The organism is Hamadaea sp. NPDC051192, assembly GCF_040682475.1.
Classification (GTDB): domain Bacteria; phylum Actinomycetota; class Actinomycetes; order Mycobacteriales; family Micromonosporaceae; genus Hamadaea; species Hamadaea flava.
Map to the genome: position 1 here is coordinate 41,751 of NZ_JBFBAZ010000035.1, position 21,655 is coordinate 63,405.

General features: G+C 69.4%; 25 protein-coding genes and 1 tRNA gene. 6 read left to right on the forward strand and 20 right to left on the reverse strand.

Features of this window, described 5'->3' with window-relative positions; all coding sequences use genetic code 11:
* Positions 1-38: 38 nt before the first annotated feature.
* From AB0M47_RS17400 to AB0M47_RS17420, 5 genes are read right to left on the reverse strand one after another with little or no spacing between them, the layout of a single operon-like run.
* Positions 39-971, reverse strand: coding sequence for a hypothetical protein (locus AB0M47_RS17400; protein ID WP_363414237.1), 933 nt, complete (start codon positions 969-971; stop codon positions 39-41).
* Entirely contained in the window at positions 964-1,182 is a 219-nt protein-coding gene (locus AB0M47_RS17405; RefSeq protein WP_253759778.1) for a heavy-metal-associated domain-containing protein, read from the reverse strand. Before AB0M47_RS17405 ends, AB0M47_RS17400 begins: the two co-directional genes overlap by 8 nt.
* Positions 1,183-1,215: 33 nt before the next feature.
* Complete coding sequence (locus AB0M47_RS17410; protein WP_253759776.1) at positions 1,216-1,524, reverse strand: metal-sensitive transcriptional regulator; 309 nt, start codon at positions 1,522-1,524, stop codon at positions 1,216-1,218.
* A 17-nt stretch (positions 1,525-1,541) separates the two neighbouring features.
* Positions 1,542-2,645 carry an SAM-dependent methyltransferase gene (locus tag AB0M47_RS17415; RefSeq protein ID WP_363414242.1) on the reverse strand — a complete coding sequence of 368 codons (1,104 nt, stop codon included), beginning with the start codon at positions 2,643-2,645 and terminating at the stop codon, positions 1,542-1,544.
* 26 nt (positions 2,646-2,671) lie between these two features.
* Entirely contained in the window at positions 2,672-3,661 is a 990-nt protein-coding gene (locus tag AB0M47_RS17420) for an NlpC/P60 family protein (RefSeq protein WP_363414245.1), read from the reverse strand.
* A gap of 117 nt (positions 3,662-3,778) precedes the next feature.
* On the opposite strand from AB0M47_RS17420, the gene AB0M47_RS17425 reads away from it, so the two are divergent.
* Entirely contained in the window at positions 3,779-4,783 is a 1,005-nt protein-coding gene (locus AB0M47_RS17425; RefSeq protein ID WP_363414248.1) for a pirin family protein, read from the forward strand.
* 96 nt (positions 4,784-4,879) lie between these two features.
* On the opposite strand, the gene AB0M47_RS17430 is transcribed toward AB0M47_RS17425, so the two are convergent.
* From AB0M47_RS17430 to AB0M47_RS17460, 7 genes are all read right to left on the reverse strand, one after another.
* A complete protein-coding gene (locus tag AB0M47_RS17430) occupies positions 4,880-5,899 on the reverse strand; it encodes a branched-chain amino acid ABC transporter permease (protein WP_363414251.1) in 1,020 nt (339 codons plus the stop codon).
* Positions 5,896-6,747 carry a branched-chain amino acid ABC transporter permease gene (locus AB0M47_RS17435; RefSeq protein ID WP_363414254.1) on the reverse strand — a complete coding sequence of 284 codons (852 nt, stop codon included), beginning with the start codon at positions 6,745-6,747 and terminating at the stop codon, positions 5,896-5,898. The genes AB0M47_RS17430 and AB0M47_RS17435 overlap by 4 nt, the downstream gene beginning before the upstream one ends.
* On the reverse strand, positions 6,744-7,451 hold the full coding sequence (locus AB0M47_RS17440; RefSeq protein WP_363414257.1) for an ABC transporter ATP-binding protein: 708 nt from the start codon (positions 7,449-7,451) through the stop codon (positions 6,744-6,746). The genes AB0M47_RS17435 and AB0M47_RS17440 overlap by 4 nt, the downstream gene beginning before the upstream one ends.
* Positions 7,448-8,221 (reverse strand): ABC transporter ATP-binding protein, encoded by a 774-nt coding sequence (locus AB0M47_RS17445; RefSeq protein ID WP_363414260.1) that lies wholly within the window; start codon positions 8,219-8,221, stop codon positions 7,448-7,450. The genes AB0M47_RS17440 and AB0M47_RS17445 overlap by 4 nt, the downstream gene beginning before the upstream one ends.
* Positions 8,221-9,405 carry a substrate-binding domain-containing protein gene (locus AB0M47_RS17450; RefSeq protein ID WP_363414263.1) on the reverse strand — a complete coding sequence of 395 codons (1,185 nt, stop codon included), beginning with the start codon at positions 9,403-9,405 and terminating at the stop codon, positions 8,221-8,223. Before AB0M47_RS17450 ends, AB0M47_RS17445 begins: the two co-directional genes overlap by 1 nt.
* A gap of 83 nt (positions 9,406-9,488) precedes the next feature.
* A complete protein-coding gene (locus AB0M47_RS17455) occupies positions 9,489-10,502 on the reverse strand; it encodes a hypothetical protein (RefSeq protein ID WP_363414266.1) in 1,014 nt (337 codons plus the stop codon).
* Positions 10,503-10,604: 102 nt separating this feature from the next.
* Positions 10,605-11,426, reverse strand: a complete 822-nt coding sequence (locus AB0M47_RS17460; RefSeq protein WP_363414268.1) for an inositol monophosphatase family protein — start codon at positions 11,424-11,426, stop codon at positions 10,605-10,607.
* 44 nt (positions 11,427-11,470) lie between these two features.
* On the opposite strand from AB0M47_RS17460, the gene AB0M47_RS17465 reads away from it, so the two are divergent.
* The 3 genes from AB0M47_RS17465 (at position 11,471) to AB0M47_RS17475 (ending at position 14,116) form a co-directional block, all read left to right on the forward strand.
* Positions 11,471-11,821: a hypothetical protein gene (locus tag AB0M47_RS17465; RefSeq protein ID WP_363414271.1), complete on the forward strand. Its 351-nt coding sequence runs from the start codon at positions 11,471-11,473 to the stop codon at positions 11,819-11,821.
* Positions 11,822-12,070: 249 nt separating this feature from the next.
* A complete protein-coding gene (gene sepH / locus AB0M47_RS17470; RefSeq protein WP_363414274.1) occupies positions 12,071-13,069 on the forward strand; it encodes a septation protein SepH in 999 nt (332 codons plus the stop codon).
* Between the two features lie 60 nt (positions 13,070-13,129).
* Positions 13,130-14,116, forward strand: a complete 987-nt coding sequence (locus tag AB0M47_RS17475; RefSeq protein ID WP_363414277.1) for an aldo/keto reductase — start codon at positions 13,130-13,132, stop codon at positions 14,114-14,116.
* Between the two features lie 19 nt (positions 14,117-14,135).
* On the opposite strand, the gene thpR is transcribed toward AB0M47_RS17475, so the two are convergent.
* The 6 genes from thpR to AB0M47_RS17505 all read right to left on the reverse strand — a co-directional run bounded on the left by thpR (position 14,136) and on the right by AB0M47_RS17505 (position 19,697).
* Complete coding sequence (gene thpR, locus AB0M47_RS17480; protein ID WP_363414326.1) at positions 14,136-14,714, reverse strand: RNA 2',3'-cyclic phosphodiesterase; 579 nt, start codon at positions 14,712-14,714, stop codon at positions 14,136-14,138.
* A 2-nt stretch (positions 14,715-14,716) separates the two neighbouring features.
* Entirely contained in the window at positions 14,717-15,442 is a 726-nt protein-coding gene (locus AB0M47_RS17485; protein ID WP_363414280.1) for a hypothetical protein, read from the reverse strand.
* Positions 15,414-16,169 (reverse strand): maleylpyruvate isomerase family mycothiol-dependent enzyme, encoded by a 756-nt coding sequence (locus AB0M47_RS17490; RefSeq protein WP_363414283.1) that lies wholly within the window; start codon positions 16,167-16,169, stop codon positions 15,414-15,416. Before AB0M47_RS17490 ends, AB0M47_RS17485 begins: the two co-directional genes overlap by 29 nt.
* A gap of 40 nt (positions 16,170-16,209) precedes the next feature.
* A complete protein-coding gene (locus tag AB0M47_RS17495) occupies positions 16,210-17,472 on the reverse strand; it encodes an MFS transporter (RefSeq protein WP_363414329.1) in 1,263 nt (420 codons plus the stop codon).
* A gap of 82 nt (positions 17,473-17,554) precedes the next feature.
* Positions 17,555-17,983, reverse strand: a complete 429-nt coding sequence (locus AB0M47_RS17500) for a MarR family transcriptional regulator (RefSeq protein ID WP_253763784.1) — start codon at positions 17,981-17,983, stop codon at positions 17,555-17,557.
* 262 nt (positions 17,984-18,245) lie between these two features.
* Positions 18,246-19,697 carry an NCS2 family permease gene (locus AB0M47_RS17505; RefSeq protein ID WP_363414286.1) on the reverse strand — a complete coding sequence of 484 codons (1,452 nt, stop codon included), beginning with the start codon at positions 19,695-19,697 and terminating at the stop codon, positions 18,246-18,248.
* Between the two features lie 316 nt (positions 19,698-20,013).
* Between AB0M47_RS17505 and AB0M47_RS17510 the strand changes: the two genes are divergently transcribed.
* The gene (locus AB0M47_RS17510; protein ID WP_363414289.1) at positions 20,014-20,790 is read left to right on the forward strand and encodes a DUF3027 domain-containing protein; all 777 of its coding nucleotides are present in this window, start codon (positions 20,014-20,016) and stop codon (positions 20,788-20,790) included.
* A gap of 19 nt (positions 20,791-20,809) precedes the next feature.
* Here AB0M47_RS17510 and AB0M47_RS17515 read toward each other — a convergent pair whose 3' ends face one another.
* Positions 20,810-20,989 carry a DUF2530 domain-containing protein gene (locus AB0M47_RS17515; protein ID WP_253763783.1) on the reverse strand — a complete coding sequence of 60 codons (180 nt, stop codon included), beginning with the start codon at positions 20,987-20,989 and terminating at the stop codon, positions 20,810-20,812.
* A 113-nt stretch (positions 20,990-21,102) separates the two neighbouring features.
* Between AB0M47_RS17515 and AB0M47_RS17520 the strand changes: the two genes are divergently transcribed.
* Positions 21,103-21,175, forward strand: a tRNA-Thr gene (locus AB0M47_RS17520).
* A 52-nt stretch (positions 21,176-21,227) separates the two neighbouring features.
* Here AB0M47_RS17520 and AB0M47_RS17525 read toward each other — a convergent pair.
* Positions 21,228-21,650 (reverse strand): hypothetical protein, encoded by a 423-nt coding sequence (locus tag AB0M47_RS17525; RefSeq protein WP_363414292.1) that lies wholly within the window; start codon positions 21,648-21,650, stop codon positions 21,228-21,230.
* Between the last annotated feature and the right edge of the window lie 5 nt (positions 21,651-21,655).

Genomic DNA, 21,655 nt, shown 5'->3' on the forward strand with positions numbered 1-21,655 from the left:
GGTGTCCTCCCAATCCGGTCGGTTTGGGCGGACGACGGTCAGTTCCCGAAGTCCAGCGTGAACGCGGCGGTGTGAACCTTGCCGCTCACCTGGAAGTCGAAGAACATCCGGTACGTCCCGGTGCTGGGCACGGCTGCCCAAAATTTCACCGCACCACCCTGGAGCTGTGTCTCCGGATGGGTGTGCACGTACGCGAGGTCCAGCTCGCGCAGGAAGACGAGGTGGCCGTAGCTGCCGAGGTAGGGGTCGACCGTGACGGGCTTGCCGTCGGCGTACACCCGGAACAGCAGCGGCGCGGTCGCGCCGATCTGCATCGTCCCCTCGTACGCCACGGTGTAGCCGTCGACGGCCACCTGCCGCGCCACCGCTGGAACGGCGGTCGGCTGGTAGGAACCGGCCACGGTGAGGTCGGTGCCGAGCGTGATCGCGGTCTGCGCCCCGGCCGCGCCGATCGCCGTGAAGTCGGCGATCGCCCGCCAGATCCCGGGCTGGGCCAGGTTCAGCTGGACCGACCAGGTTCCGTCCGGCGCCATCGTCGGATGGAGATGCTGGTAGCCGGACAGGTCCCGGCGCGCCAGCACGAAGTGCAACGGCCGGTCGTGGACGACCGCGAAGGTCGACACGGGCTTGCGATCCGGTCCGGTCACGAGGAACCGGAAGTCCTGTACGCCCACCTTGAACGCGGTCTGCTTCGGCACGAGCGTGTAGCCGGCCGCGTTGATCGACAGTCCGCCGACCTCGCTGCCGGTCATGCCCGTCACCGCGTGCGTATGCGGACTGGCTTCGTTGAAGGTCGGCGTCGCTCCGGCCGGAGTGCCGCCGGAGGCCGACGACGAATCCATCGCCTTGCCGAGGGCGAACCCGGCGATCAAGGCGACGACCAGGCCGCCGACGATGACGCCCACCCGCAGGCCACCGGCGTCGGCGGTCCGCGGGCGGGCCTTGTTCACCCGGGTCTGGGTGTCAGCCATCGATCCCGACCAGCTCGTAGCCGGCCTCGTCGACGGCGGTACGCACCTCGTCCAGGGCCAGCGGCGCGTCGCTGTTCACCTTGGCGACGCCGCCCGGCACGTCGACCTCGACGGTGCGTACGCCCGGCAGCAGGGTCAGCTCGCCGGTCACCGCCTGGGCGCAGTGGCCGCAGGTCATGCCCTTGATCTGATAGGTCGTCTCGACAGACATGGTGGCTCTCCTCGTTGCGGAAGCGCTGTCGCGCTAGCGGACCAGGCGGGCGATCGCGTCGCTCGCCTCCTTGACCTTGGCCGTCGGATCACCGTCACGGGCGGCCTGCACGACGCAGTGCCCGAGGTGGTCCTCCAGAAGGCCGACCGCGACCGCCTGCAGCGCTTTCGTGGCTGCCGAGATCTGGGTCAGCACGTCGATGCAGTAGGTGTCCTGCTCGACCATGCGCTGAATGCCGCGCACCTGGCCTTCGACCCGACGCAGCCGGCTGAGCAGGGCCTGCTTGTCCTCGGCCGCGCTGTAGCTGTGCCCGTGGTTGTCGAGGGCAGTTGTTTCCGTCATGCCTCGACCATACCCCCCTAGGGTATCTGGTGCAACAGCTCCGCGAGGTGAGGGCGCACACCCCATTCGGACACCAACGCCTGATAGTCGCTTCCCGCGCTTTCGGGGTTCCCGCGTACCGCCTTCAGCAGAAGGTTCCGCGGCGTGTGCGCGGAGTCGACGAACTCCACGACGTCGACGGCGTACCCGTGCTCGCGGAGGATCGACGACCGCAGGGCGTCGGTCAGCACGTCGGCGAAGCGCTCGCGCAGGATCCCGGATCGGGTCAGCGCAGTGGCCTCGGGCCTGGTCGGCTGGTGCTCGCGGAGTTGGCGGGAGATGTCCTTGTGGCAACAAGGCGCGGCCAGAATCCAGCGCGCGTCCCACTCGACCGCCCGTGCCAGGGCCTCATCAGTGGCGGTGTCACAGGCGTGCAGCGCCAGCACCACGTCCACCGGCCCGCCGACCTGCGCGTCCAGGATCGTGCCCGCGACGAAGTCGATATCGGCGAAGCCCAGCTCCCGGGCCAGCCGCGTGTTGCGCTCCCGCTGGTCCTCCCGCACGTCCACACCGGTCAGGTGCACGTCCAGGCCGCGTCCGGTCAGATAGCGGTACGCCGCGAAGGTGAGGTACGCGTTGCCGCAGCCGAGATCCACCACCCGAAGCTTGTCGGGCACCTCGGCCGGCAGAGTGGCGTCGAGCGCCCGGAGAAAGGCGTCGACCTGCCGTCGCTTGCGAGCGTCGCCGCCGATCACGTCGAACAGCGGGTCACCCGGATCGAGCAGATGCCGCTTCTCCCGATCATGGCCGGCGCGCTCCGGAACCACCGCCGGCGGGGCGCCATGGGAGAGCAGCACCCGGCCCTTCTTGCTGATCTGCACCTTCACGGTCTGCCGGGCCGTCTCGACATGCCAGTTCCGGTAGCGCTCGTCGAGGATCGGCTCGACGGAGTCCGTGGTGACCGGGACCGTCTTGGTCGTCGGGCGTACGCCGTCCTCGATGACGATCTGGAGAGCCGGACCGGATTTGACCGTGATCGGCCGCACGGTCAGCCGCTGCGAACCAGTGTTCGCGACCGCCCGGATCAGATCCTCGCTTAGGAGCGCGTCCCGCAGCTCAGCGGCGGCCTCTTCCCACGTCATCCCCCTAATCTACGGTCTGCCGGAGACTAGGTGACGTGGCCGTAGCCGCGTACCGGGAGATCGTCGAAGAAGTCGATGCGGACCTTCTCCCCCGGGGTCGGCGCGTGCACCATCCGGTCGCCGCCGATGTAGATCCCGACATGGTGCAGGTCACGGTAGAAGAAGATCAGGTCGCCCGGCTCCAGCTGATCCCGCTTGATCTTGCGGACCACGTCGTACTGCCGGGCCGAGTTGTGCGGCAGCTCCTTGCCGACCCGCTTGTACGCCGCGAGCACCAGCCCGGAGCAGTCGAACCCGTCCGGCCCCGAGCCGGCCCACCGGTACGCCTTCCCCAGCTGCCCCAACGCGAAGTTCAGGATCCTCGCGGGGATGCCGGTCACCTCCGGCTTCACCCAGCCGACCCGGGCATTGGCGTGCGGCGGCGACCCCGATGGGCCGAAGGCGTGCGTACGCCATCGCTGGAGGGTCGCCAGATCCGATTCGATCTTGGCGCGACTGGTGGCGAGATCCTTCTGCTGCACCCTGCCCTGCGTGATCAGGGTTCGCAGCGTCTCCTGAGCCGCCATGTACTCCTGCCGCAACCGCGTCAGCGAAGTGATCTCGCGGCGCTGGTCGTCCGCCAGCAGCTGGATCACCATCAGCTGGTCGAGCACGTCGCGCGTGGAGTCGGCGTGCAACAACACGGCGAACGAGGTCGACCCCGCCGTCGTGTACGCCGCGCTCGCGATCACGCCGACCTTCGCCTGACGATCGGCGACCTGCCGTTCCAGCGGCCCGATCTGCCGCTTGAGCACGTTGATCTGGGCGACCGTCGTCTGCAGGTCGGAGCGCAGTTGGTTGTACCGCTCGATCACGCCTTCGAGCTGGCCGGACGCCCGATTGATGCGCTCGATCAGCTGCTCTCGGGTGAGTCCGGCCGGCGGACCGGGCGGGCTGCCCGGCTTGGCGAGCGCACTCCCGGGACTCAGCGTCCCGGGGCTCAGCGCCAGACCGGCGAGAACCGTGACAACGCCCAATGACCGAACAAACCGGCCAAACCATGCAAAACGGGGGAGCATCGCCACGTCCCAGTCAACGACCGTATAGCGAAGGCGACACTAGTTGATGGTTCAACTATCTGCTACTCTGATCGCATGCCAGCCATCACCGTTGACAATGTGCTCGTTCTGCCCCGAGTGGCAGACCCCGGTCCCGCCGCGGAAGAGCGCTCGGTCGTCTCCGTGACGACGGCCCCGAGCGGTTTCGAGGGCGAGGGCTTCCCCGTACGCCGGGCTTTCGCGGGTGTGGACCTCAAGCACCTCGACCCCTTCATCCACATGGACCAGATGGGCGAGGTGGAGTACGCCCCGGGCGAGCCGAAGGGCACCCCGTGGCACCCCCACCGCGGCTTCGAGACGGTCACCTACCTCCTCGACGGCACCTTCCGTCACCAGGACTCGAACGGCGGCGGCGGCCTGATCACCAACGGCGACACCCAGTGGATGACAGCCGGTTCCGGCCTGCTGCACATCGAGGCGCCGCCGGAGGAGCTGGTCGCCTCGGGCGGTCTCTTCCACGGCTTCCAGCTCTGGGTGAACCTGCCGCGCAGCCTCAAGATGGCCGACCCGCGCTACCAGGACATCCGCGCCGGGCAGGTCTCGCTGCTCACCTCGCCGGACGGTGGTTCGCTCATCCGGGTCATCGCCGGTGACCTCGACGGGGAGGCCTCGGCCGAGACGCCAGGAGTGCAGTCGGTCGGGCACCCCGGGCCGGGCGTCACGCATACGCCGATCTCGCTGATCCACGCCACCCTGGAGCCCGGCGCGCAGCTGCGGCTGCCCTGGCCGGAGGACTTCAACGCGCTCGTCTACACGCTCGCCGGCTCCGGCTTCGTGGGCGCGAAGAAGCAGCCGGTACGCCTCGGTCAGCTGGCCGTCTTCGGCGCCGGCGGAGCGCTGACCATCGAGGCGGCGCCTCGGCAGGAGTCGCGCAGCCCGAAGCTGGACGTCCTGATCCTGGGCGGCCGGCCGATCCGGGAGCCGATCGCGGCGTACGGGCCGTTCGTCATGAACACCAAGGCCGAGCTGATGCAGGCGTTCGAGGACTTCCAGGCCGGCCGCCTCGGCAGCATCCCGGCCGGCCACGGCCCCGGTCTGTAGCGGTCACATTCCCAGCAGATCAGGGATCTGCCTGCGATCTTGGGCCAAGATCGCAGGCAGATCCCTGATCCAGTGCTCACGGGAAGCGTCGACGAGTCAGCGGGGAGCGGTTGCGGGGCGGCGTAGGGCCGTCCGGAGGGCGGTCAGGCGGAGTTGGGCGATGCCGCCGGGGAAGAAGTACACGGCGAGGATGAAGATCACGCCGAGCACGAACAGCGGCTGCTTCAACGGTCCGGGCAGCCCGCCCGCGACGTGGGTGAGCCGATAGTCCAGATAGGTGTAGAGCACGCCGCCCAGGAGCGGGCCGTAGCGCGTACCAGGGCCGCCGAGGACCACCATGACGAGCAGCGACAACGTCAGCTCACTGCCGGCGATCTTGGGATCGGCCCCCTGCACGAGCAGCAGATGCACCACGCCGCCCGCAGCGGCCAGCGCGCCCGCGAGGACGAAGGCGAAAAGCTTGAAGACGTAGGGGTTCAGGCCCAGCACGCCCACTCGCCGCTCGTCGTCCCGTAGGCCCGCGAGCACCCGGCCGGTCGGCGAGGACACGGTCCGCCGCACCACGATCATCACGATCACCAGGTACGCCAGGCTCACCCAGTAGAGCTTGTAGGTGTTGACGACGCCGACTAGTCCCGAGGGCAACCCGGAGACGTCCAGCGCCAGTCCCTCGTCGCCGCCGGTGAGCCCCCACGCGTCCCGGGCCGCCAGAATGGCACCGACCTGGGCGAAGGCGAGTGTCACCATGGCGAAGGCGATGCCGGTGACCCGCAACGCGATCGCGCCGACGGCCGCGGCGACCGTGGTGCCGAGCAGGATCGCGGCCGGAGCGGCGACCGCCAGCGGCAGTCCCGCCTTGCCGATCAGCACGTCGGCCCCGTACGCCCCGAGCGCCACGAACAACGCGTGCCCGAAACTGAGCAGCCCCGTACGCCCGAAGAGCAGGTCGTATCCGGTCGCCAGCCCGCCGAAGAGCAGGCACAACGCCAGCAATTGCAGCGTTCCCGGGCTGTTCAGCGGACCGTCGAAGACGCCGGGGACGCTGATTCCGGCGTACGGGAGGAACGCCAGGACGGCGACCGCGCCGATCGGCCAGTATCTCCGCAGATAGATCATGCTTGCCTCGTTTGCCGCCGGGCGAGGAGGACGATCGCGAGCAGCGCCACGGCGCAGACGTCGCCCGCCCCGGCTGAGCCGTAGTAGTTCACGAACTGCTGGAGCAGGCCGACGGCGACTGCCGCGACCGCCGAGCCGGTGATGGAGCCCATGCCGCCGATCACCACCACGATGAAGGCGAAGATCAGCAGTGAGGCCCCGCCCGTGGGGGTCACGGACTCGAAGTAGACGCCGCTGAGCGCCCCGGCCAGCCCGGCCGCCGCGCCGCCGATCGCGAAGACCAGGGTGAACGCCTTGCGGACGTCGATGCCCAGCGCGGTCACCATCTCCCGGTTCTCCACGCCGGCCCGGATGATCAGGCCGTACCGGGTCCACCGCAGGAAGGCGAGCAGCGCCGCGAGCACCACGACCGCGCCCGCGATCAGCAGCAGCGACTTGACCGGGACCCGGGCGCCGAGGAGGTCCACGACCTGCTGCGTCCATTTCGGACTCGGGAAGGTACGCGCGTCCGGGCTGAACAACGCCTGGAACAACGCCACCCCGGCGAGGGACAGCCCGACGGTGACGAGCACCTGGGCGATCGTGCGCTGGTAGAGGGGCCGGATCATGACCAACTCGACGAGGGCGGCGACCACCGCACCGGCCAGTACGCCCGCCACCACTCCCCCGGCGAAGCCCACCTTCGGCGTCGCCCAATAGGCGGCGTACGCCCCGACGGTGAGGAACCAGCCGTGCGCGAAGTTGAGGACGTCGGCCAACCCGAAGACGAGCGACAGGCCCGAGGCGATGAGGAAGTACAGCGCCGACAGACCCAGTCCGGTCACCGCGAGCAGAACAATGGTGCTCATGCGTGACTCCCCGTTGCGCCCACACCCAGTAGGGACTTGGTGAGGTCGTGATCGCCGAGCAACTCTGACGCGCTGCCGGTCCAGGCGACCTGGCCCGCGGCGAGGACCACGGCGTCACCGGCCAGCCGGCGTACCACCGCGAGATTCTGCTCGACCAGCAGGATCGGGACGCGGACCGCGACCCGCGCGAGCGCGTCCGCCACTTCCGTGACCACCTTGGGGGCCAGGCCTTTCGTGGGTTCGTCGACCAGCAGCAGACGGTTCTCGGTGAGCAGGACCCGGCCGAGCGCCAGCATCTGCTGCTGTCCGCCCGACAGCGAGCCGGCCTTCTGGCTCGCGCGCTTCTTCAGCTCCGGGAACAGCTCGAAGACCAAGTCGTACGCCGAAGTCTTGGTGCGTTCGGCCAGCCGCAGATTCTCCGCGACCGTCAACCCCGCGAAGACGCAGCGGTCCTCGGGCACATAGCCGAGTCCTTTCTGGACCAACTCGTGGGTGCGCCGCCCCACGATCTCGTCGCCGTCGAAGGTGAGCGAGCCGGTGGCGGGCGCGAGGCCGAGGATCGCGCGAAGCGTGGTGGTCTTACCGACGCCGTTGCGGCCGAGCAGCACGGTGACCCCGGTGTCCGCGACGTCGAAGGAGACCCCTTGCAGGATGCTCAACCCCGACAGGACGACCGCTAGATCGCTGACCTTGAGCAGACTCACAGCTCCTCCCCCAGGTACGCCTCCTGCACGACGGGATTCGCCATGACCACGTCCGGGGTGTCGCAGGCCAGCAGCGCGCCGTGATGCATCACCGCGAGCCGGTCGGCGAGCCCGAGGATGACCTCCATGTGGTGTTCCACCATGAGGACGGCCCCTCCGATGTGGCCGGTCAGGCCGCGGATGACTTCGACCAGGTCGGGAACGTCCTCGGCGGCGACCCCGGCCATCGGCTCGTCCAGCAGCATCACCCGGGGCGATCCGGCCAGTAGCAACGCGATCTCCAGCTTCCGCTTCTCGCCGTGGGCCAGCGTGCCGGCGACGGCTTCGCCCCGGCTGGACAGGCCGACCGCGGCCAGGCACTCGTCCGCCCGCTCGGCGACCGCCCGGAACCCCTTCGTGCTGCGCCACGCGTGCAGGGAACCCCCGTGCTGCGCTTGGGCCGCCAGTCGCGCGTTCTCGCGTACCGACAGGGAACCGAAGACGGACGAGGCTTGGAACGTGCGGCCGAGCCCGCGCCGCGCGCGGCGATGGGGAGCGAGCCGGGTGACGTCGTGGCCGAGGAGTTCGACGGTGCCCGCCGTGGCCGCGCGCAGCCCGCTGATCAAGTTGAAGAGCGATGTCTTGCCCGCGCCGTTCGGCCCGATCACGCCCAGGAACTCTCCCGCGCGCAGGTCGAGGCTCACGCCGTCGACGATCGTGGCGTTGCCGATGCGCCAGGTGAGCCCGGCGGTCGCGAGGACCGCCGGGCCGGTACCGACGTGGTCGGACATCAGGACTTCATCGCGGCGGCGGGCGGCGCGCAGTCCTGCGGGTCCACGGCCTTGATCAGCTCCGGCTGGCCGCCCGAGCCGAACTTGACCTGGAACATCGGCTGCAGCAGCGCGTGGTCCTCGGCACGGACGGTGAGCTTGCCCTTGACGCCGTCGAAGCTGTAGCCCTCCAGGGCCTTGATCTGCTTCTCGACGTCGTCGCCGCCCTCGCTGAGCGCCCGCACGATCAGCTGTGCGGCGGTGAAGCCGTCCGGGTGGAACAGGTCGAGCGGGCCGCCGACCTTCTCCCGGGCCGCCTTCGCGACCGCGTTGTCCGCGGCACCGTCGAAGTAGTGCGAGAGGAACGAGATCTTGCCGCCCGCGGCGCCGAAGGTCGGCCAGGTCGACTTCTGGTCCAGGCCGGTGACGACCTGCGTCGCGCCGAGGACGCCCTGCTGGTCCAGCGACTGCCACATCGCGCCCGCGGTCGTCCCCGCCCAGGCCACGAAGACCAGGTCGGCCTTCGCGTTCTTCGCCTGCACGGCGGCCGGGGTGAAGTCCGTCGCGGTGGCCGGGACGAGAATGCTGCTCACCGTCGCGCCCGCACCGCCGATGACCGCCTTGACGGCCGCCTCGTTGGCCTTGCCGAACGCGCTGTCCTGAGCGAAGACCAGCACCTTCTTGCCGCTCGCGTCGCCGATGAAGGACTTCGCGGTCAGCACGTCCTGGTACGACTGCCGGCCCGAGCGGAACGTGTATCGGTTGACCCCGGTGACCCCGTCGGTGGCGGCCGGTCCGGAGACGAAAAGCACCTTGTTCTGCGCCGCGATCGGCGCGACCTGCAACGCGACGCCGGACGCCGTCGAACCGGCCAGGATCTTGACGCCCTTGCCGATCATGTCCTTGGCAGCCGACACCGCCTTGTTCGGGTCGCCGGCGTCGTCGGCCTCGGAGACCTCGACGGCCCGCCCGTTGACCTTGCCGGTTCCGTTGGTCGCGTACGCCAGACCGGCGGCGAAGCCGGCCTTGTATTGCTGGCCGTAGCTGGCCAGCGCGCCGGACTGGGAGTAGACCAAGCCGACCTTGAACGGGGCGTTCTGGTCGCCCGAAGCGGCGTCCTGCGGGCTGGAGCAGCCCACCGCCGCGGCGGCGACGGCCAGCACCGCGGCCGCGGTCAGCGACCGCCGCGTATAAGTAGCGCTCATCAGCGTCTCCACTGTTACGGGGATGTTGCCCGGAGACGTTAGGTGGGCGGCGGCGGCCTCACTATGTGGGCCGCCGACATAACTCAGTACATGGAGAGGTGGACGTGATTCTGATGCTCGGCCGCCGCCCCACAGCACCCGCTGTAGTTGTGCCAGCCGGCGCCGGGCGTCCAGATCATCCGGTACCAGATCACGTAGAGGACGCCCAGCGCCCTCGCGTTCTGGATGAAGAACGCCGCCAGCTTGTCGCCGTAGATGCGTTCGGAGGAATTGGGCACGCCTTCGAACCCGCCCACACTGACCGAGTAGTCACAGGCCCGGCCCTTGGGATGCTCGCCCCAGCTCTGCGTACGCCAGCACTTGGTGAACCGGGTGAAACCGACGCGCTTCGCCTCGTCGAGGGCGTGCTTCGTCCGCGGCGTGATCTTGCCACCGGTCCCGGTCGGGTCCTTGACGTTGGCGCTCTCCGACGGAAGGCTGCCGTCGGCGTTGCGCTTGGTCGGGATCGCCTTCGGCGCCGGGATCTTGAGCCAGCCGGTCGCGGCCTTACGTCCGCCGGACTTCGACAGCGTCAGCTCCAGCGCGTCGAGCCGCTTCTTCATCTCGGCCTTCTGCGCCTTCTGGATCGCCGCCTCGGCGTCGATGGCCTCCTTGTCGGCCTTCGCCTTCGACTCCAGCCGCGTCAACTTACGCAGCGAGTCGTCCTCGCGATAGTTCATCTCCTCCAGCATCGTCGCCCGTTCCAGGAACGAGTCGGAGCTGGAAGCCGACAGCATCGCGCCGATCGTGGTGAGCCGCCCGTTGGTGTACGCCTCGACCGCGATCGCGGCGACCTCCTTGCGCAGCGGCGTCAGCTCGGCGTTGACCTGGACCAGCTCCTTCTGCAGCGCCGCCTGCTTGTACTGGGACGCCTCCAGCCCGTCCTGCGCTTCGAGGTAGCCACGCGACGCCGCTTCGATGTTCTGGATCAGCTGCGTCGCGTTGCCGCCCTCATCGGGTTCGGCGTACGCGCCCGAAGGCGTGACGAACAACGTCACGGCCACGACGAGCGCCAGCACCGGCGCCAGCCATCGACGTGGAAGTGCCGCCAGAGTCACGGTCGGTTCCTTTCATCACCGCAGGTGGGGGGTCACCTGTCGGGGAAACCGCCGGACAGCGTACCTGACCGCGCTGGGCGCCTGGCAGTCCCAGATCGCTCGTCAGGCGGTCACCCAATGTGACGGTAGCCCGTCGACAAGTGCCTCCCGCAGCAGCTCGAAGCTCAGTTGATCGCGAGCGGCGAGCAGACCCGTCCGGCCGTCGCCGACGACATAATCCGTGCCGTCGAAGCGACGTGCGACACCACCGGCCTCACGGACGATCAATGCGCCGGCGGCGTGGTCCCACGGAAGGCTACGCCAGAAGAACGCGAACTCCTCGCCACCGGTGACGATCTCGCGGTATTCGTGGGCGGCGCAGTGGAAGCCGGGCAGCGCGGCGCCCAACCCGGACACCCCGGCCTCGACCCGCTCGCGTACGCCGTCGGGGAGGAATCGGGTCAGAATGCCACCCCGCAGCTCCCCGAGCGTGAGCGGTTCCGTGCCCATGCGCGTACGCACGCCATCCACATAGGTTCCCGAGCCCTCTTCGGCGACGGTCATCGCACCCGGGACGGGCTCGTAGATCACGCCGAGCACCGGTCGGCCCGATCGGACCAGGGCGACCATGATCCCGAAAGGCTCCCGGCCGGCTGCGAAGTTGCTGGTCCCGTCGACCGGGTCGATCAACCACACCGGTCGGTCCCCGGCCAGCCGATCGAGTACGCCCGGGTCCGCCGCGACCGCTTCCTCACCGACGATCTGGGCCTCCGGCAGCAGTGCGGAAAGCCGCTTCGCGAGCAACACCTCGCTCGCACGGTCGGCCACGGTCACCAGCTCACCGGGCGACTTCTCCTCGATCTCACCGGCGGTCAGCGACCGGAACTTCGGCAGCACGACCTCCTCGGCGACCTCGCGAACGATCGTTTCGACCTGCTCCAGCATGCTTTCGCACCCCTCCCACCGTTTCGCCGAATATGATCGCAGACATGATCGCATCGCTGCGGCGCGGTTCTCGCTGGACGGCTGCCGCCCTGCTCACCCTGGGCCTAGCCGGTCCCGCGACGCTCGCCGGATGCTCGGCCGAGAACGCGTCGGCGAACTGCCCCAGCACATCCGAGTGCACGATCACCTTCGATCGCAGCGCCGACAACGCCAAGATAAACGTGCTCGGCGTCGAGATCTCGGTGGTCAGCGCCGACGACGACTCCGTCACGCTCAAGGTCGGCGGTCAACAGGTCACCGTGCAGCGCGACGCCTCGGCGAGCATCGGCGGGCTCACCGTCAACCTCACCTCGATCACCGATTCGGAGATCGTCGTCAAAGTCACCCGCTCCTGATCTCCGGGCGCTCGCGCTTCCGCGCGTCCCCGCCATTTCTGCACGATCATGAACTAGCGTGCGTGATCAACCGGCGCGTCACGTGCACGTATCCAGGCTCGATCACCCCCATACATGATCGATTCCCCAAAACATGAACTCTGGCGGCGTGGCGGGTGTGCGGATGTGCGCCCACCGCGTACCGTGTCCAAGGAAGCGTCGGCGCCATCTCCCCGCCGACGTCGGTCCGCTCAGGGACGGAGGCAAGCGATGCGGCCAGTTCGGTTCGTCGCCCTCTCCGAGGACGGCCAAGCTCTTGTTCTCGCAGACGAGGTCGGCCGTCTCCTGGCGCTGCCCATCGACGATCGGGTCACCGGCGCGGTGCAGGCAGAGCGTACCGGTCCGACCGCGACGCTGACCGTCGCGGCTGGACAGATCGACGGGAGTGCCGCGCTGTCGCCGCGGGACATCCAGGCGCGCATTCGCGGTGGCGAGAGCGCCGACGACGTCGCCCGGGTGGCCGGAGTCCCGGTCGACCGCGTACTGCGGTACGCCGGTCCCGTCCTCCAGGAGCGGGCGATGCTCGCCCAGCACGCGCGGCGTACCAAGCTGAAGACGGCCGACCGCGGTCTGTCCGGCTCGCTCGCCGAGGTCGTCGACGCTCGGCTGGCCCAGCACGGGGTCGACGCCGAGAAGATCTCCTGGGACGCGTACCGGCGGGAGGACGGCACCTGGCGTGTCGTCGCGACCTGGCCGAGTGGCAAGGCCACCGCGCAGGCGATCTGGGAGCTGGACAAGACTCGCCAGTCCGTCACGCCCTACGACGACATGGCGCAGTACCTGTGCGCCGACCGGACGTCGGCGCCGGACGCGCCGCCCACCCGGGGCGAGACCTCGCGTGGCGGCCACGGCCTGCCCGCCGCGGCCGACGCCGGTCGCCGGCCCAGCCGCGACCCGATCCGGGCCGGGCGGGACGCCCTGGTGGCCGCGCTCGACCGGCCGGGTTCGCCGGGCCGGGGCCTGGACACGCCGGGTGACCGGCGGACGGTCGTCGGCGGCGCGGCCGCGATGATCGGCGGTCAGGGCACGGCGTTCGACGACGAGCCCGACGCGCCGAAGGAGGTCCCCGCGGTTCCGTCGCTGGCGGTGCTCCGTCCGCGGCGTGCCTCCGCAGCGGCCGAGGGCACCGGCGAGAAGCCGCGCAAGCGCCTGCCGAGCTGGGACGACGTGCTGTTCGGCGGAGCGCCCGCCGCACGTGAGTCCTCCTGACGCCGGCCCGCTTTCGCACTGGACCGTCGCAACGGTAAGGACCGGGGATAGGGTCGGTCCATGGAGTACACGAAACTCGGCCGGACCGGCCTGAGTGTGAGCCGGCTCTGCCTCGGCACCATGAACTTCGGTCCCAAGACCACCGAACCCGACAGCTACACGATCATGGATCGTGCGCTGGAGCTGGGACTCAACTTCTTCGACACGGCGGACGTGTACGGCTGGAAGACCGGCGAGGGCGTCACCGAGCAGATCATCGGACGCTGGTTCGCCACCGGAGGCGGCCGCCGGGACAAGGTCGTCCTGGCCACCAAGGTCTTCGGGAAGATGAGCGACTGGCCCAACGACTCGGGCCTGTCCGCCCGGCACATCGTCAAGGCCTGCGACGACTCGTTGCGGCGCCTCCAGACCGACCACATCGACCTCTACCAGATGCATCACGTCGACCGGTCCACCCCGTGGGACGAGATCTGGCAGGCGATGTCCACATTGGTGCAGGCCGGCAAGGTGCTCTACGTCGGCTCGTCCAACTTCGCCGGCTGGCACCTCGGGCTCGCCCAGGCGTCGGCGAAGGAGCGCGGCCTCCTCGGGCTCGTCTCGGAGCAGTGCATCTACAACCTGTTCGAGCGTACGGTCGAACTCGAGGTCGTCCCGGCGGCGCAGCACTACGGCATCGGCATCATCCCGTGGTCGCCGCTGCACGGCGGAGCACTCTCCGGCATGCTGCGCAAGCAGGCCACCGGCGACGCGGCCCGGGTCAACGAAGGCCGGGCGAGCGACGCGGCCACGGCGAACCGGGAGACGATCGAGGCGTACGAGAAGCTCGCCGAGCAGATCGGCGTCGACCCGGCGAACCTCGCCCTGGCCTGGCTGCTGTCCCGGCCGGGGGTCACCGCGCCCATCATCGGCCCGCGTACGCAGGCACAGTTGGACTCGGCGGTCGGCGCGCTCGACGTGACGCTCTCGTCGGAGACCCTGGCTCGGCTGGACGAGCTCTTCCCGCCCGTAGGCAAGGGCGGCCCCGGCCCCGAAGCCTGGGCCTGGTGACCGCGTTCCCTAGGCGCCCCTAGGACAGCGGCCAGGAGCGGAGACGCTCGTAGCTGCGGTCGCCGTCGAGATGGCTCCGGACCAGTACCAGTTCGTCGACCTTCCAGGTCGGACCGGCGTATTGGTGGAGTTGGGCCAGATCGGCGGCGACCTCGTCGCTGGAGAGCCGGTCGCCGCACCGGGCGAGGGTCAGGTGGGGCCGGAACGGCTTGCCGTCGCTGCTCGGCAGCCCGACATCGGCCAGCTGGTGATTGATCTGCCCGGCGAGATCGGTCAGGCGGCCCAGGTCGCCGTGCAGACCGGCCCAGAGGATCGTGCTCGACCCGGTGCCGAACCGGCCGCCGTCGGCCAGCCGCAACGGCGGCACTCCGGCATGCTCCTGGGGCCAAGCCTCCGCGACGCGGCCGACCGCGCCCTCGGCGGCGGCGACGCCGGCCTCGTCGACCTCGCCGAGGAACGCGAGCGTCACATGCCAGCGCTCCGGCGCGTCGAGCTGGACGTCGCGACCGGCGGCGGTGGCCTTGCCGAGGTTCAGCCGGGAGACGAAGGACTCGAGATCGGCGACGGCGGGCGGGGGCGGGAACAGGGCTACGAACATCCTCACCGCAGCCGAACCCCCGCGGCGATCAACTCGCCCTCGATCCGCAACCGCTCGATCTCTCGATCCATATCCGCCAACTCCTCCAGATGTTCGACGATGCCGAGTGCCCGGCACGCCTCTCTCAGCTTGACGTCGTAAGCCCGTTCCACCGCGCCGTGCCAGACATCGTTGCGCTGCCCGATGCCGAGTCGGTCCGAGCCGAGCCGGCGCAGGTCGGCGGCGATGCGCTCGAACGGCGGGTGCGTGACAGCCGCCGGCGCGGGCGGCGGCGGAACCGCCTCCTGCAACCGGGCTGTGATGCTCGCCCAGACGGCCGCGGGCATCGCCAGCCACCCGTGCGGCGCCTCCTCCTCCGGTACGCCGCCACGCCCGGTCCCGGCAGCGACAGGAGCCGTGCCGGCGGTGGCGAAGAGGGCGGCGACCGGCGCGAGGAAGGCGCGCGGTGGGGTCAGCGATCGCTCCATCTGATGCAGGATGCGCTGCTCAAGCCAGTGTTCGCGGCGGCGGCGCAGCGACTCGCGGACGGAGATGATGAGCTCGTCGGCGCAGATCATGGCGGCGATCGCACACGGCAGGGTGACCAGCGCGATAAGCGCCACGGCCAGCTCCAATGCCTTAACCACCGCCACGTCCTCCGAGCCTAGTCGTCGTCTGAAGTGATCGCTACGAATTTCCGCCCAGTGATACCGCCCAGGCTCATTGTGTGGCGATTCGCTGGAGATCACGCAGTTTGCCGGAAACGCTGGCCTTACCGGAGAGGCGGACGGCGCCGTCGTCGGTGCGCCGCCACAGCCAGAGCAGTACGCCCGAAGGCGGGCCCGAGATGGTCGCGTCGGCGTCGGCATCCGACTCGGCCGCCTCGACGGTGACCGTGCCGGGTCGCAGCCGCACCAGCCAACCGCGGCCGCCCGCCGAGACGAGCAGGGTCTCGCCGCCGCAGTCGGCGAGCGCCGCCGCGAACTCCTCCGGCCATCGGCCGACCTGGTACGCCAGAAAAGCTTGCAGGTTCTCGTCGATCCCGTCGAGGGCGACGTCGTCGGGGACCTCGGTCGGCGGCAGCCCGGCCGCCAGCTCGCCGTCGACCCGGTGGATCACCGACTCGTGCACCATCCGCCGGATCCAGAAGCCGACCGTCTGATCCGGCTCGTACCAGGTCTGCACGGCCGTCTCGGGCGTGTGCCGCGCGAACTCCGCCGTCAGTTCGGCGTACGCCCGGGCGAGGCGGTCGGCCGGAGCCTCCGGGGGCAGGTCCTCCGGCGGCCACGGACTCGGGAACGTCCCGAGTCGCATGGTCGCCACCTTGTGCAGGTAGACCATCGAGACGTGCTCCACCAGGTCGGCGAGTGTCCAATCAGGACAGGTGGGCACCGTGACGGTGAGGTCGCCGGCGGCGACGCCGAGCAGCCGCCGGTAGTCGTCGCCGAGCACTTCGAGGAATCTCGTGGTCTCCATAACCTCACCTCATCACGGCGGTACGACAACCCGTCCCGGATTACCCCCGCGCCGTTGACACGGTCAGTTTCGGCACTGGGCGTACCGTCAGCTGGAGCCGCTCCCCCGCGTGACGCAACTGCCACGCGAGCGCGACCAGCGCGGCGATCAAGGAGACCGCGCCACCGAGCCAGATCGACGTGCCCGCGCCCAGGTGCTCGGCCGCCCAGCCGATCGCGGGCGAGGAGATCGGCGTGGTGCCGAGGAAGACCAGCACGTAGAGCGCCATCACCCGGCCGCGGTAGGCCGCCTCGGTGCCGAGCTGGACCCGCTGGTTGGCCGACTGGGCGAAGAAGACCATGAAGAAGCCGGTCGGCACGAGCAGCAGGATGACCCCCCAGTACGCCGGGACCAGCCCGACGAACAGCTCCAGCGTGCTGAAGGCGATGGCCGCGGTGAGCATGAGATAGACCGACGGGCGGCCCTTGCGGAAGGTGCCCGCGAGCGCACCGCCGAGCGCGCCCACCGCGAGCGCGGTGGTGAAGAGGCCGAACGACGCGGCGCCGGTGTTGAACACGGTCTTGGCCAGCGCGGCCAACGTCAGCTGGAAGTTGAACCCGGCCATGCCGATGACGCCCATGAGCAGCATGGGCAGCCGCAGGTCGGCGCGGTGCCAGGCGTACTTCAGCCCGTCGAGGATGCGCGCGTCGGCTCGCTCGTCCTTCGACGCCAGATCCTTGCGGAAGAGGTCGCCCGGGCGCATGCGGGCCAACCCGAGCAGCGGCGACAGCGAGCTGACGGCGGCGATGAGGAAGACCGGTCCGGTGCCGAACGCGGCGATCGCGACGCCGGCCAGCGCCGGGCCGATGATGCGGGCGGAGTTGAACGTGGCCGCCGACAGCGACAACGCGTTGGGCAGCAGCGGCGAGCCGACCAGTTCCGAGACGAAGGACTGGCGTACGGGGGTCTCGATGGCCTGGGCGATGCCGAGGAGCAGCGCGAAGACGTAGATGTGCCAGATCTGCACGGTGCCGGCCAGCACCAGGATCGAGAAGAGCAGCGCCAGGAAGGTCCAGAAGCTGTTGGCGACCAGCAGGATCAGACGCTTGTCGTAGCGGTCGGCGAGGCGCCCGCCCGGCAGGGTCAGCAGGGCGGCCGGTACGAACTGGAGAGCGGTCACGATGCCGAGCGCGGTGGCGCTGTTGTCCGACAGCGAGAGAACCAGCCAGTCCTGCGCGACGAACATCATCCACGAACCGATCAGCTTCACCAGCTGACCGGTCGCGAACAGACGATAGTTCCGCACCATCAGTGACCGGAACATGGTTTTCACGAGCGCTGCCCTCCGCCTAGCCGACATCCACATCGGACGAAGCGGGCCGGCCCACGTACAGGCGATGCGCGCTCTAGTTGCGGGCGATCCTGGACAACACCTCGGCGGCGTGCGAAAGCACGTCACGTTCATCGGGGGTCAACTCAGCCAGGCGGGCTGCCAGCCATTCGTCTCGCACCCGCTCGTACTGCCCGAGGATGTCGCGGCCCAGACCCGTGCTCGACAGGATGACCTGCCGTTTGTCCGTCGGGTGCGGCGTACGCTGCACCAGGCCACGGGCCTCCAACTTCGCGACGATCTTGGTCATCGTCGGCGGTTGGACGCGTTCCACGTCGGCCAGTTCCCGGGGGGTCAGGGCACCGGCCAGTTCGAGGCTGGTCAGAGCGGACAGCTGGGTCACCGTCAGATCGCCAACCGGCCGGGCCTGCCGGACCCGCCGATTGAGCCGCGTGATGGCGTCACGCAATCGAACCGCAAGTTCGGTTGCAGGTTCCGCCACCATCGGCCACTCCGTCACGATTATTAGGCTAGCTAATGAGCCTGGCTAACGACATCGTTTTATGAGGTGAAACACCATGTTGATCCATCCGGTTGATCTTGCACCGCCCGGACGGGTCACGCTCGCCGCCGTTCGGCCTTGATCAACTCGGCTGCTCTCGCTCGGAGCGCTGGATCAGGGTTCCAGGTCGAATCTTGGGTGAAGATTCGGCCCCGGAACCCTGATCCAGCCGCCACAAGCAGCCGGCCCCCGAAACGGAACCGGGTCAGATCAACTCGGTGATGACGCCTCGGAGGAAGTACAGCACGAACAATGCTGCCACGCCCCACAGCAACGGGTGGACGTCACGAGCCTTGCCCTTCGCCGCCTTGATCAGCACGAAGGTGATCACGCCGCCGCCGATGCCGTTGGTGATCGAGTAGGTGAACGGCATCAGGATGATCGTGAAGAACGCCGGGATCGCGATCTCGTAGTCGGTCCAGTCGATCTGGCGTACGCCGGTCATCATCAGGAAGCCGACGATCACCAGCGCGGTCGCCGCCGCCTCGAACGGAACGACCGTGACCAGCGGCGACAGGAACATCGCCAGCAGGAACAGCACGCCGGTCACGACGCTCGCCAGGCCGGTCCGCGCGCCCTCGCCGACACCCGCGGCGCTCTCGATGTAGGACGTGTTGCTGGAGACGCTCGCCGCGCCGCCGGCGGCCGCGGCCACCGAGTCCACGATCAGGATCTCCTTGGACCGCGGCGGCATGCCGTCCTCGCTGATGAGCTTGCCGTCGGGGCCGGCCTCCTCGCCGACCGCGACCATGGTGCCCATCGTGTCGAAGAAGTCGCTGAGCATCAGCACGAAGACGAAGACGAGGGCGACCGCCGCGCCGGCCGCCTTGAACCCGCCGACCAGGTTGAAGTTGCCGAGCAGGCTCAGGTCCGGCACGCTGACCACCTTGTCCGGCCAGCTCGGCACGTTCAGACCCCAGCCGTGCGGGTTGCCGCCCGGACCGGACGGGCCGGCCTTGGCGATCGCCTCGACGATGATCGCCAGGATCGTGGTGCCGACGATGCCGAGCAGGATCGCGCCGCGTACCTTGCGGGCGAGCATCACGATCGTCGCGAGCAGGCCGATCGCGAAGACCATCCCCGGCCAGGTGATGATCACGCCGTTGAAGCCCATGCCCACCGGAACGGTGGTGCCCGCGACGTCCGGGACCCGCATGACGAAGCCGGAGTCGACGAAGCCGATCAACGCCAGGAAGAGCCCGATGCCGACGCCGATGGCGATCTTCAACTGGGCCGGAACCGAGTGGAAGATCGCCGTACGCAGCCCGGACAGCACCAGGATGCCGATCAGGATGCCCTCGATGACCACCAGGCCCATGGCGTCGGCCCAGGTCATCTGGGAGGCGATGTCCTTGGCGACGATGACGTTGACGCCGAGGCCGGCCGCCAGGGCGAGGGGGAACCGTCCGTAGATCCCCATGAACACCGTCATCACGCCGGCCACCAGCGCCGTTGCTGCGGCCACCTGCGGGATGGAGAGAGTCGCACCCGTGCTGTCCTTGGCCGAGCCCAGGATCAGCGGGTTGAGGACCACGATGTACGCCATCGTGAAGAAGGTGGCCAGGCCACCGCGGAGTTCCCGGACGAGGGTGGACCCCCGCGCGCTTATCTCGAAGTATCGGTCCAGGAACGGCAGTTCCTGCGCAGTCGTCGACATGGGCCGCATCGTGGCATAAAGAAGGGCACCCGTCACGTCTGTCCCACCAGGTCGCAGCCTTGTCGTGTCCGCCCGGCGCGGCGCAGGGCCGGATGCGGATCACGGTTACGCATGCTTCCGACGGCCAAGATCGCAGGCACATCCGTGATCTGGCGCCTATCGCCGCCGCATCGCGCGCCTATCGCCGCCGCATCGCGCGCCCATCGCCGCCGCATCGCGCGCCTACCTCAGCAGCGGCGGCGAAGCGGGCGGCAGCGCCCAGCGTGGCGAACCGAGAGCAACGGGAAAGCGGGGGCGCTCGCGCGATTGCCCACCGATGAGGAAGAATGTCCCCGTGACCAGGACCGCCACCCGCCCCGCCCGCCTCGATCAGGTCTGCGCCGACGCCGTCGAGGTCGCCCGCGCCGCGATCACCGAGGTCCCGGGCGATGAGGTCGGCGCTCACCAGGGCGTCGTGGCCGAGGCCGACCGGCTCGTCACGCACTATTTCGCGTCCCTCCGGCCCGGCTACCGGGGCTGGCAGTGGGCCGTCACGGTGACCCGGGCGCCGCGCTCGAAGCTCGTCACGGTCTGCGAGACCGTGCTGCTGCCCGGCAACGAGGCCCTGCTCGCCCCGGGCTGGCTGCCCTGGGAGGACCGGCTGCGCCCCGGCGATCTGGGCGTCGGCGACCTGCTCCCGACTCCGCCCGACGACACCCGGCTCGTCCAGGGCTACCTGCTCGCCGATGATCCCGAGGTCGACGCGGAGAGCTGGGAACTGGGCCTGGGCCGGCCGCGCATGATGAGCAAGGAAGGCCGCGAGGAGACCGCCCAGCGCTGGTATGACGGGGATCACGGTCCGCACGCGCCCATCGCCGAGGCCGCGCCCCGGCACGCGCGCTGCGTCTCGTGCGGCTTCCTGTTGCTCATGGGCGGCGCGATGAAGCAGATGTTCGGCGTCTGCGGCAATGAGTACGCACCGGACGACGGTCGCGTCGTCTCCCTGGATCACGGCTGCGGCGCGCACTCCGAGGTGGTCGTCGACGCGGGTTCCCCGGTCGAGGCGCTGCCCACGGCGTACGACGACGGCGCGGTCGAAGAGGTCGAGGTCTAGGAAGCCGGCTGCGGGCCCGTCAGGCGGAGAGCCGCCGGGCGCGGTTGCGGTCGTGCACCCGCATGGTCAGCCAGCCGGGAATCCCCGAGATGACTCCGGCGACGCAGATCCACAGCCAACTGGTCGGCGCGTCGGCGATCCACAGCACCACGCCAGCCACCGCCCACAGCGCGATGCCGCCGATCGCCAGCGGGGTCATCGGCGGGTCCAGCGGCTTCACCGGCTGTTCGGCGGCGGGCGGGGTCGACGTCACGCGCTTGAGGATACCGGTTAGGAAGATCGCCGGAGGATCGCGTACACTGGTCAACCGTTGCCGCCTTAGCTCAGTCGGCAGAGCGATTCACTCGTAATGAATAGGTCAACGGTTCGATTCCGTTAGGCGGCTCTGCGAAAGAGGGGCCTCAGCTCACCAGCTGAGGCCCCTTTTCCTGTCCGCGTCAGCGCATCGGCCGTCCGGCCCCGTCCCGGAAGTCACTGCTGGCCAGAATGATCACTCCATCGATCATCGACCACAGTGCCACACCGGGAGTGATCAGCAGCAGCACGAGCGGGACGATGAACATCGATAGGCTCGCTCCACAGCAGCCGAGTCCGATGCCCGATATTCCGACGAGCAACTGAGTCAGCCCGATGCCCACGTGCCCGGCGTAGAGGCGTCCGACGCCGCAGACACCGACGAGCGGCAGGAGCAGTTGCAGGAGGCCCGCCGCGAGCTTCCCCTTGTCCGACACCGGCGGAGGCCCCCAGACCGGCTGGGGCAACCAGCCGGCCTGCGCTCCCCAGGTCGGCTGCGACTGCGGATACAGCTCGAGTTCATGAGGTGGTTCGCTCGGCGGAACCCAGGGTTCGGGGTGTGACATGCGTG

Bases quoted from the DNA above. Each gene is read 5' to 3' on its own strand.
- AB0M47_RS17400 (WP_363414237.1), bottom strand. From the start codon at position 971: ATGGCTGACACCCAGACCCGGGTGAACAAGGCCCGCCCGCGGACCGCC.
- AB0M47_RS17405 (WP_253759778.1), bottom strand. From the start codon at position 1,182: ATGTCTGTCGAGACGACCTATCAGATCAAGGGCATGACCTGCGGCCAC.
- AB0M47_RS17410 (WP_253759776.1), bottom strand. From the start codon at position 1,524: ATGACGGAAACAACTGCCCTCGACAACCACGGGCACAGCTACAGCGCG.
- AB0M47_RS17415 (WP_363414242.1), bottom strand. From the start codon at position 2,645: ATGACGTGGGAAGAGGCCGCCGCTGAGCTGCGGGACGCGCTCCTAAGC.
- AB0M47_RS17425 (WP_363414248.1), top strand. From the start codon at position 3,779: ATGCCAGCCATCACCGTTGACAATGTGCTCGTTCTGCCCCGAGTGGCA.
- AB0M47_RS17430 (WP_363414251.1), bottom strand. From the start codon at position 5,899: ATGATCTATCTGCGGAGATACTGGCCGATCGGCGCGGTCGCCGTCCTG.
- AB0M47_RS17435 (WP_363414254.1), bottom strand. From the start codon at position 6,747: ATGAGCACCATTGTTCTGCTCGCGGTGACCGGACTGGGTCTGTCGGCG.
- AB0M47_RS17445 (WP_363414260.1), bottom strand. From the start codon at position 8,221: ATGTCCGACCACGTCGGTACCGGCCCGGCGGTCCTCGCGACCGCCGGG.
- AB0M47_RS17450 (WP_363414263.1), bottom strand. From the start codon at position 9,405: ATGAGCGCTACTTATACGCGGCGGTCGCTGACCGCGGCCGCGGTGCTG.
- AB0M47_RS17460 (WP_363414268.1), bottom strand. From the start codon at position 11,426: ATGCTGGAGCAGGTCGAAACGATCGTTCGCGAGGTCGCCGAGGAGGTC.
- AB0M47_RS17465 (WP_363414271.1), top strand. From the start codon at position 11,471: ATGATCGCATCGCTGCGGCGCGGTTCTCGCTGGACGGCTGCCGCCCTG.
- sepH (WP_363414274.1), top strand. From the start codon at position 12,071: ATGCGGCCAGTTCGGTTCGTCGCCCTCTCCGAGGACGGCCAAGCTCTT.
- AB0M47_RS17475 (WP_363414277.1), top strand. From the start codon at position 13,130: ATGGAGTACACGAAACTCGGCCGGACCGGCCTGAGTGTGAGCCGGCTC.
- thpR (WP_363414326.1), bottom strand. From the start codon at position 14,714: ATGTTCGTAGCCCTGTTCCCGCCCCCGCCCGCCGTCGCCGATCTCGAG.
- AB0M47_RS17490 (WP_363414283.1), bottom strand. From the start codon at position 16,169: ATGGAGACCACGAGATTCCTCGAAGTGCTCGGCGACGACTACCGGCGG.
- AB0M47_RS17495 (WP_363414329.1), bottom strand. From the start codon at position 17,472: ATGTTCCGGTCACTGATGGTGCGGAACTATCGTCTGTTCGCGACCGGT.
- AB0M47_RS17500 (WP_253763784.1), bottom strand. From the start codon at position 17,983: ATGGTGGCGGAACCTGCAACCGAACTTGCGGTTCGATTGCGTGACGCC.
- AB0M47_RS17505 (WP_363414286.1), bottom strand. From the start codon at position 19,697: ATGTCGACGACTGCGCAGGAACTGCCGTTCCTGGACCGATACTTCGAG.
- AB0M47_RS17510 (WP_363414289.1), top strand. From the start codon at position 20,014: ATGAGGAAGAATGTCCCCGTGACCAGGACCGCCACCCGCCCCGCCCGC.
- AB0M47_RS17515 (WP_253763783.1), bottom strand. From the start codon at position 20,989: ATGACCCCGCTGGCGATCGGCGGCATCGCGCTGTGGGCGGTGGCTGGC.
- AB0M47_RS17525 (WP_363414292.1), bottom strand. From the start codon at position 21,650: ATGTCACACCCCGAACCCTGGGTTCCGCCGAGCGAACCACCTCATGAA.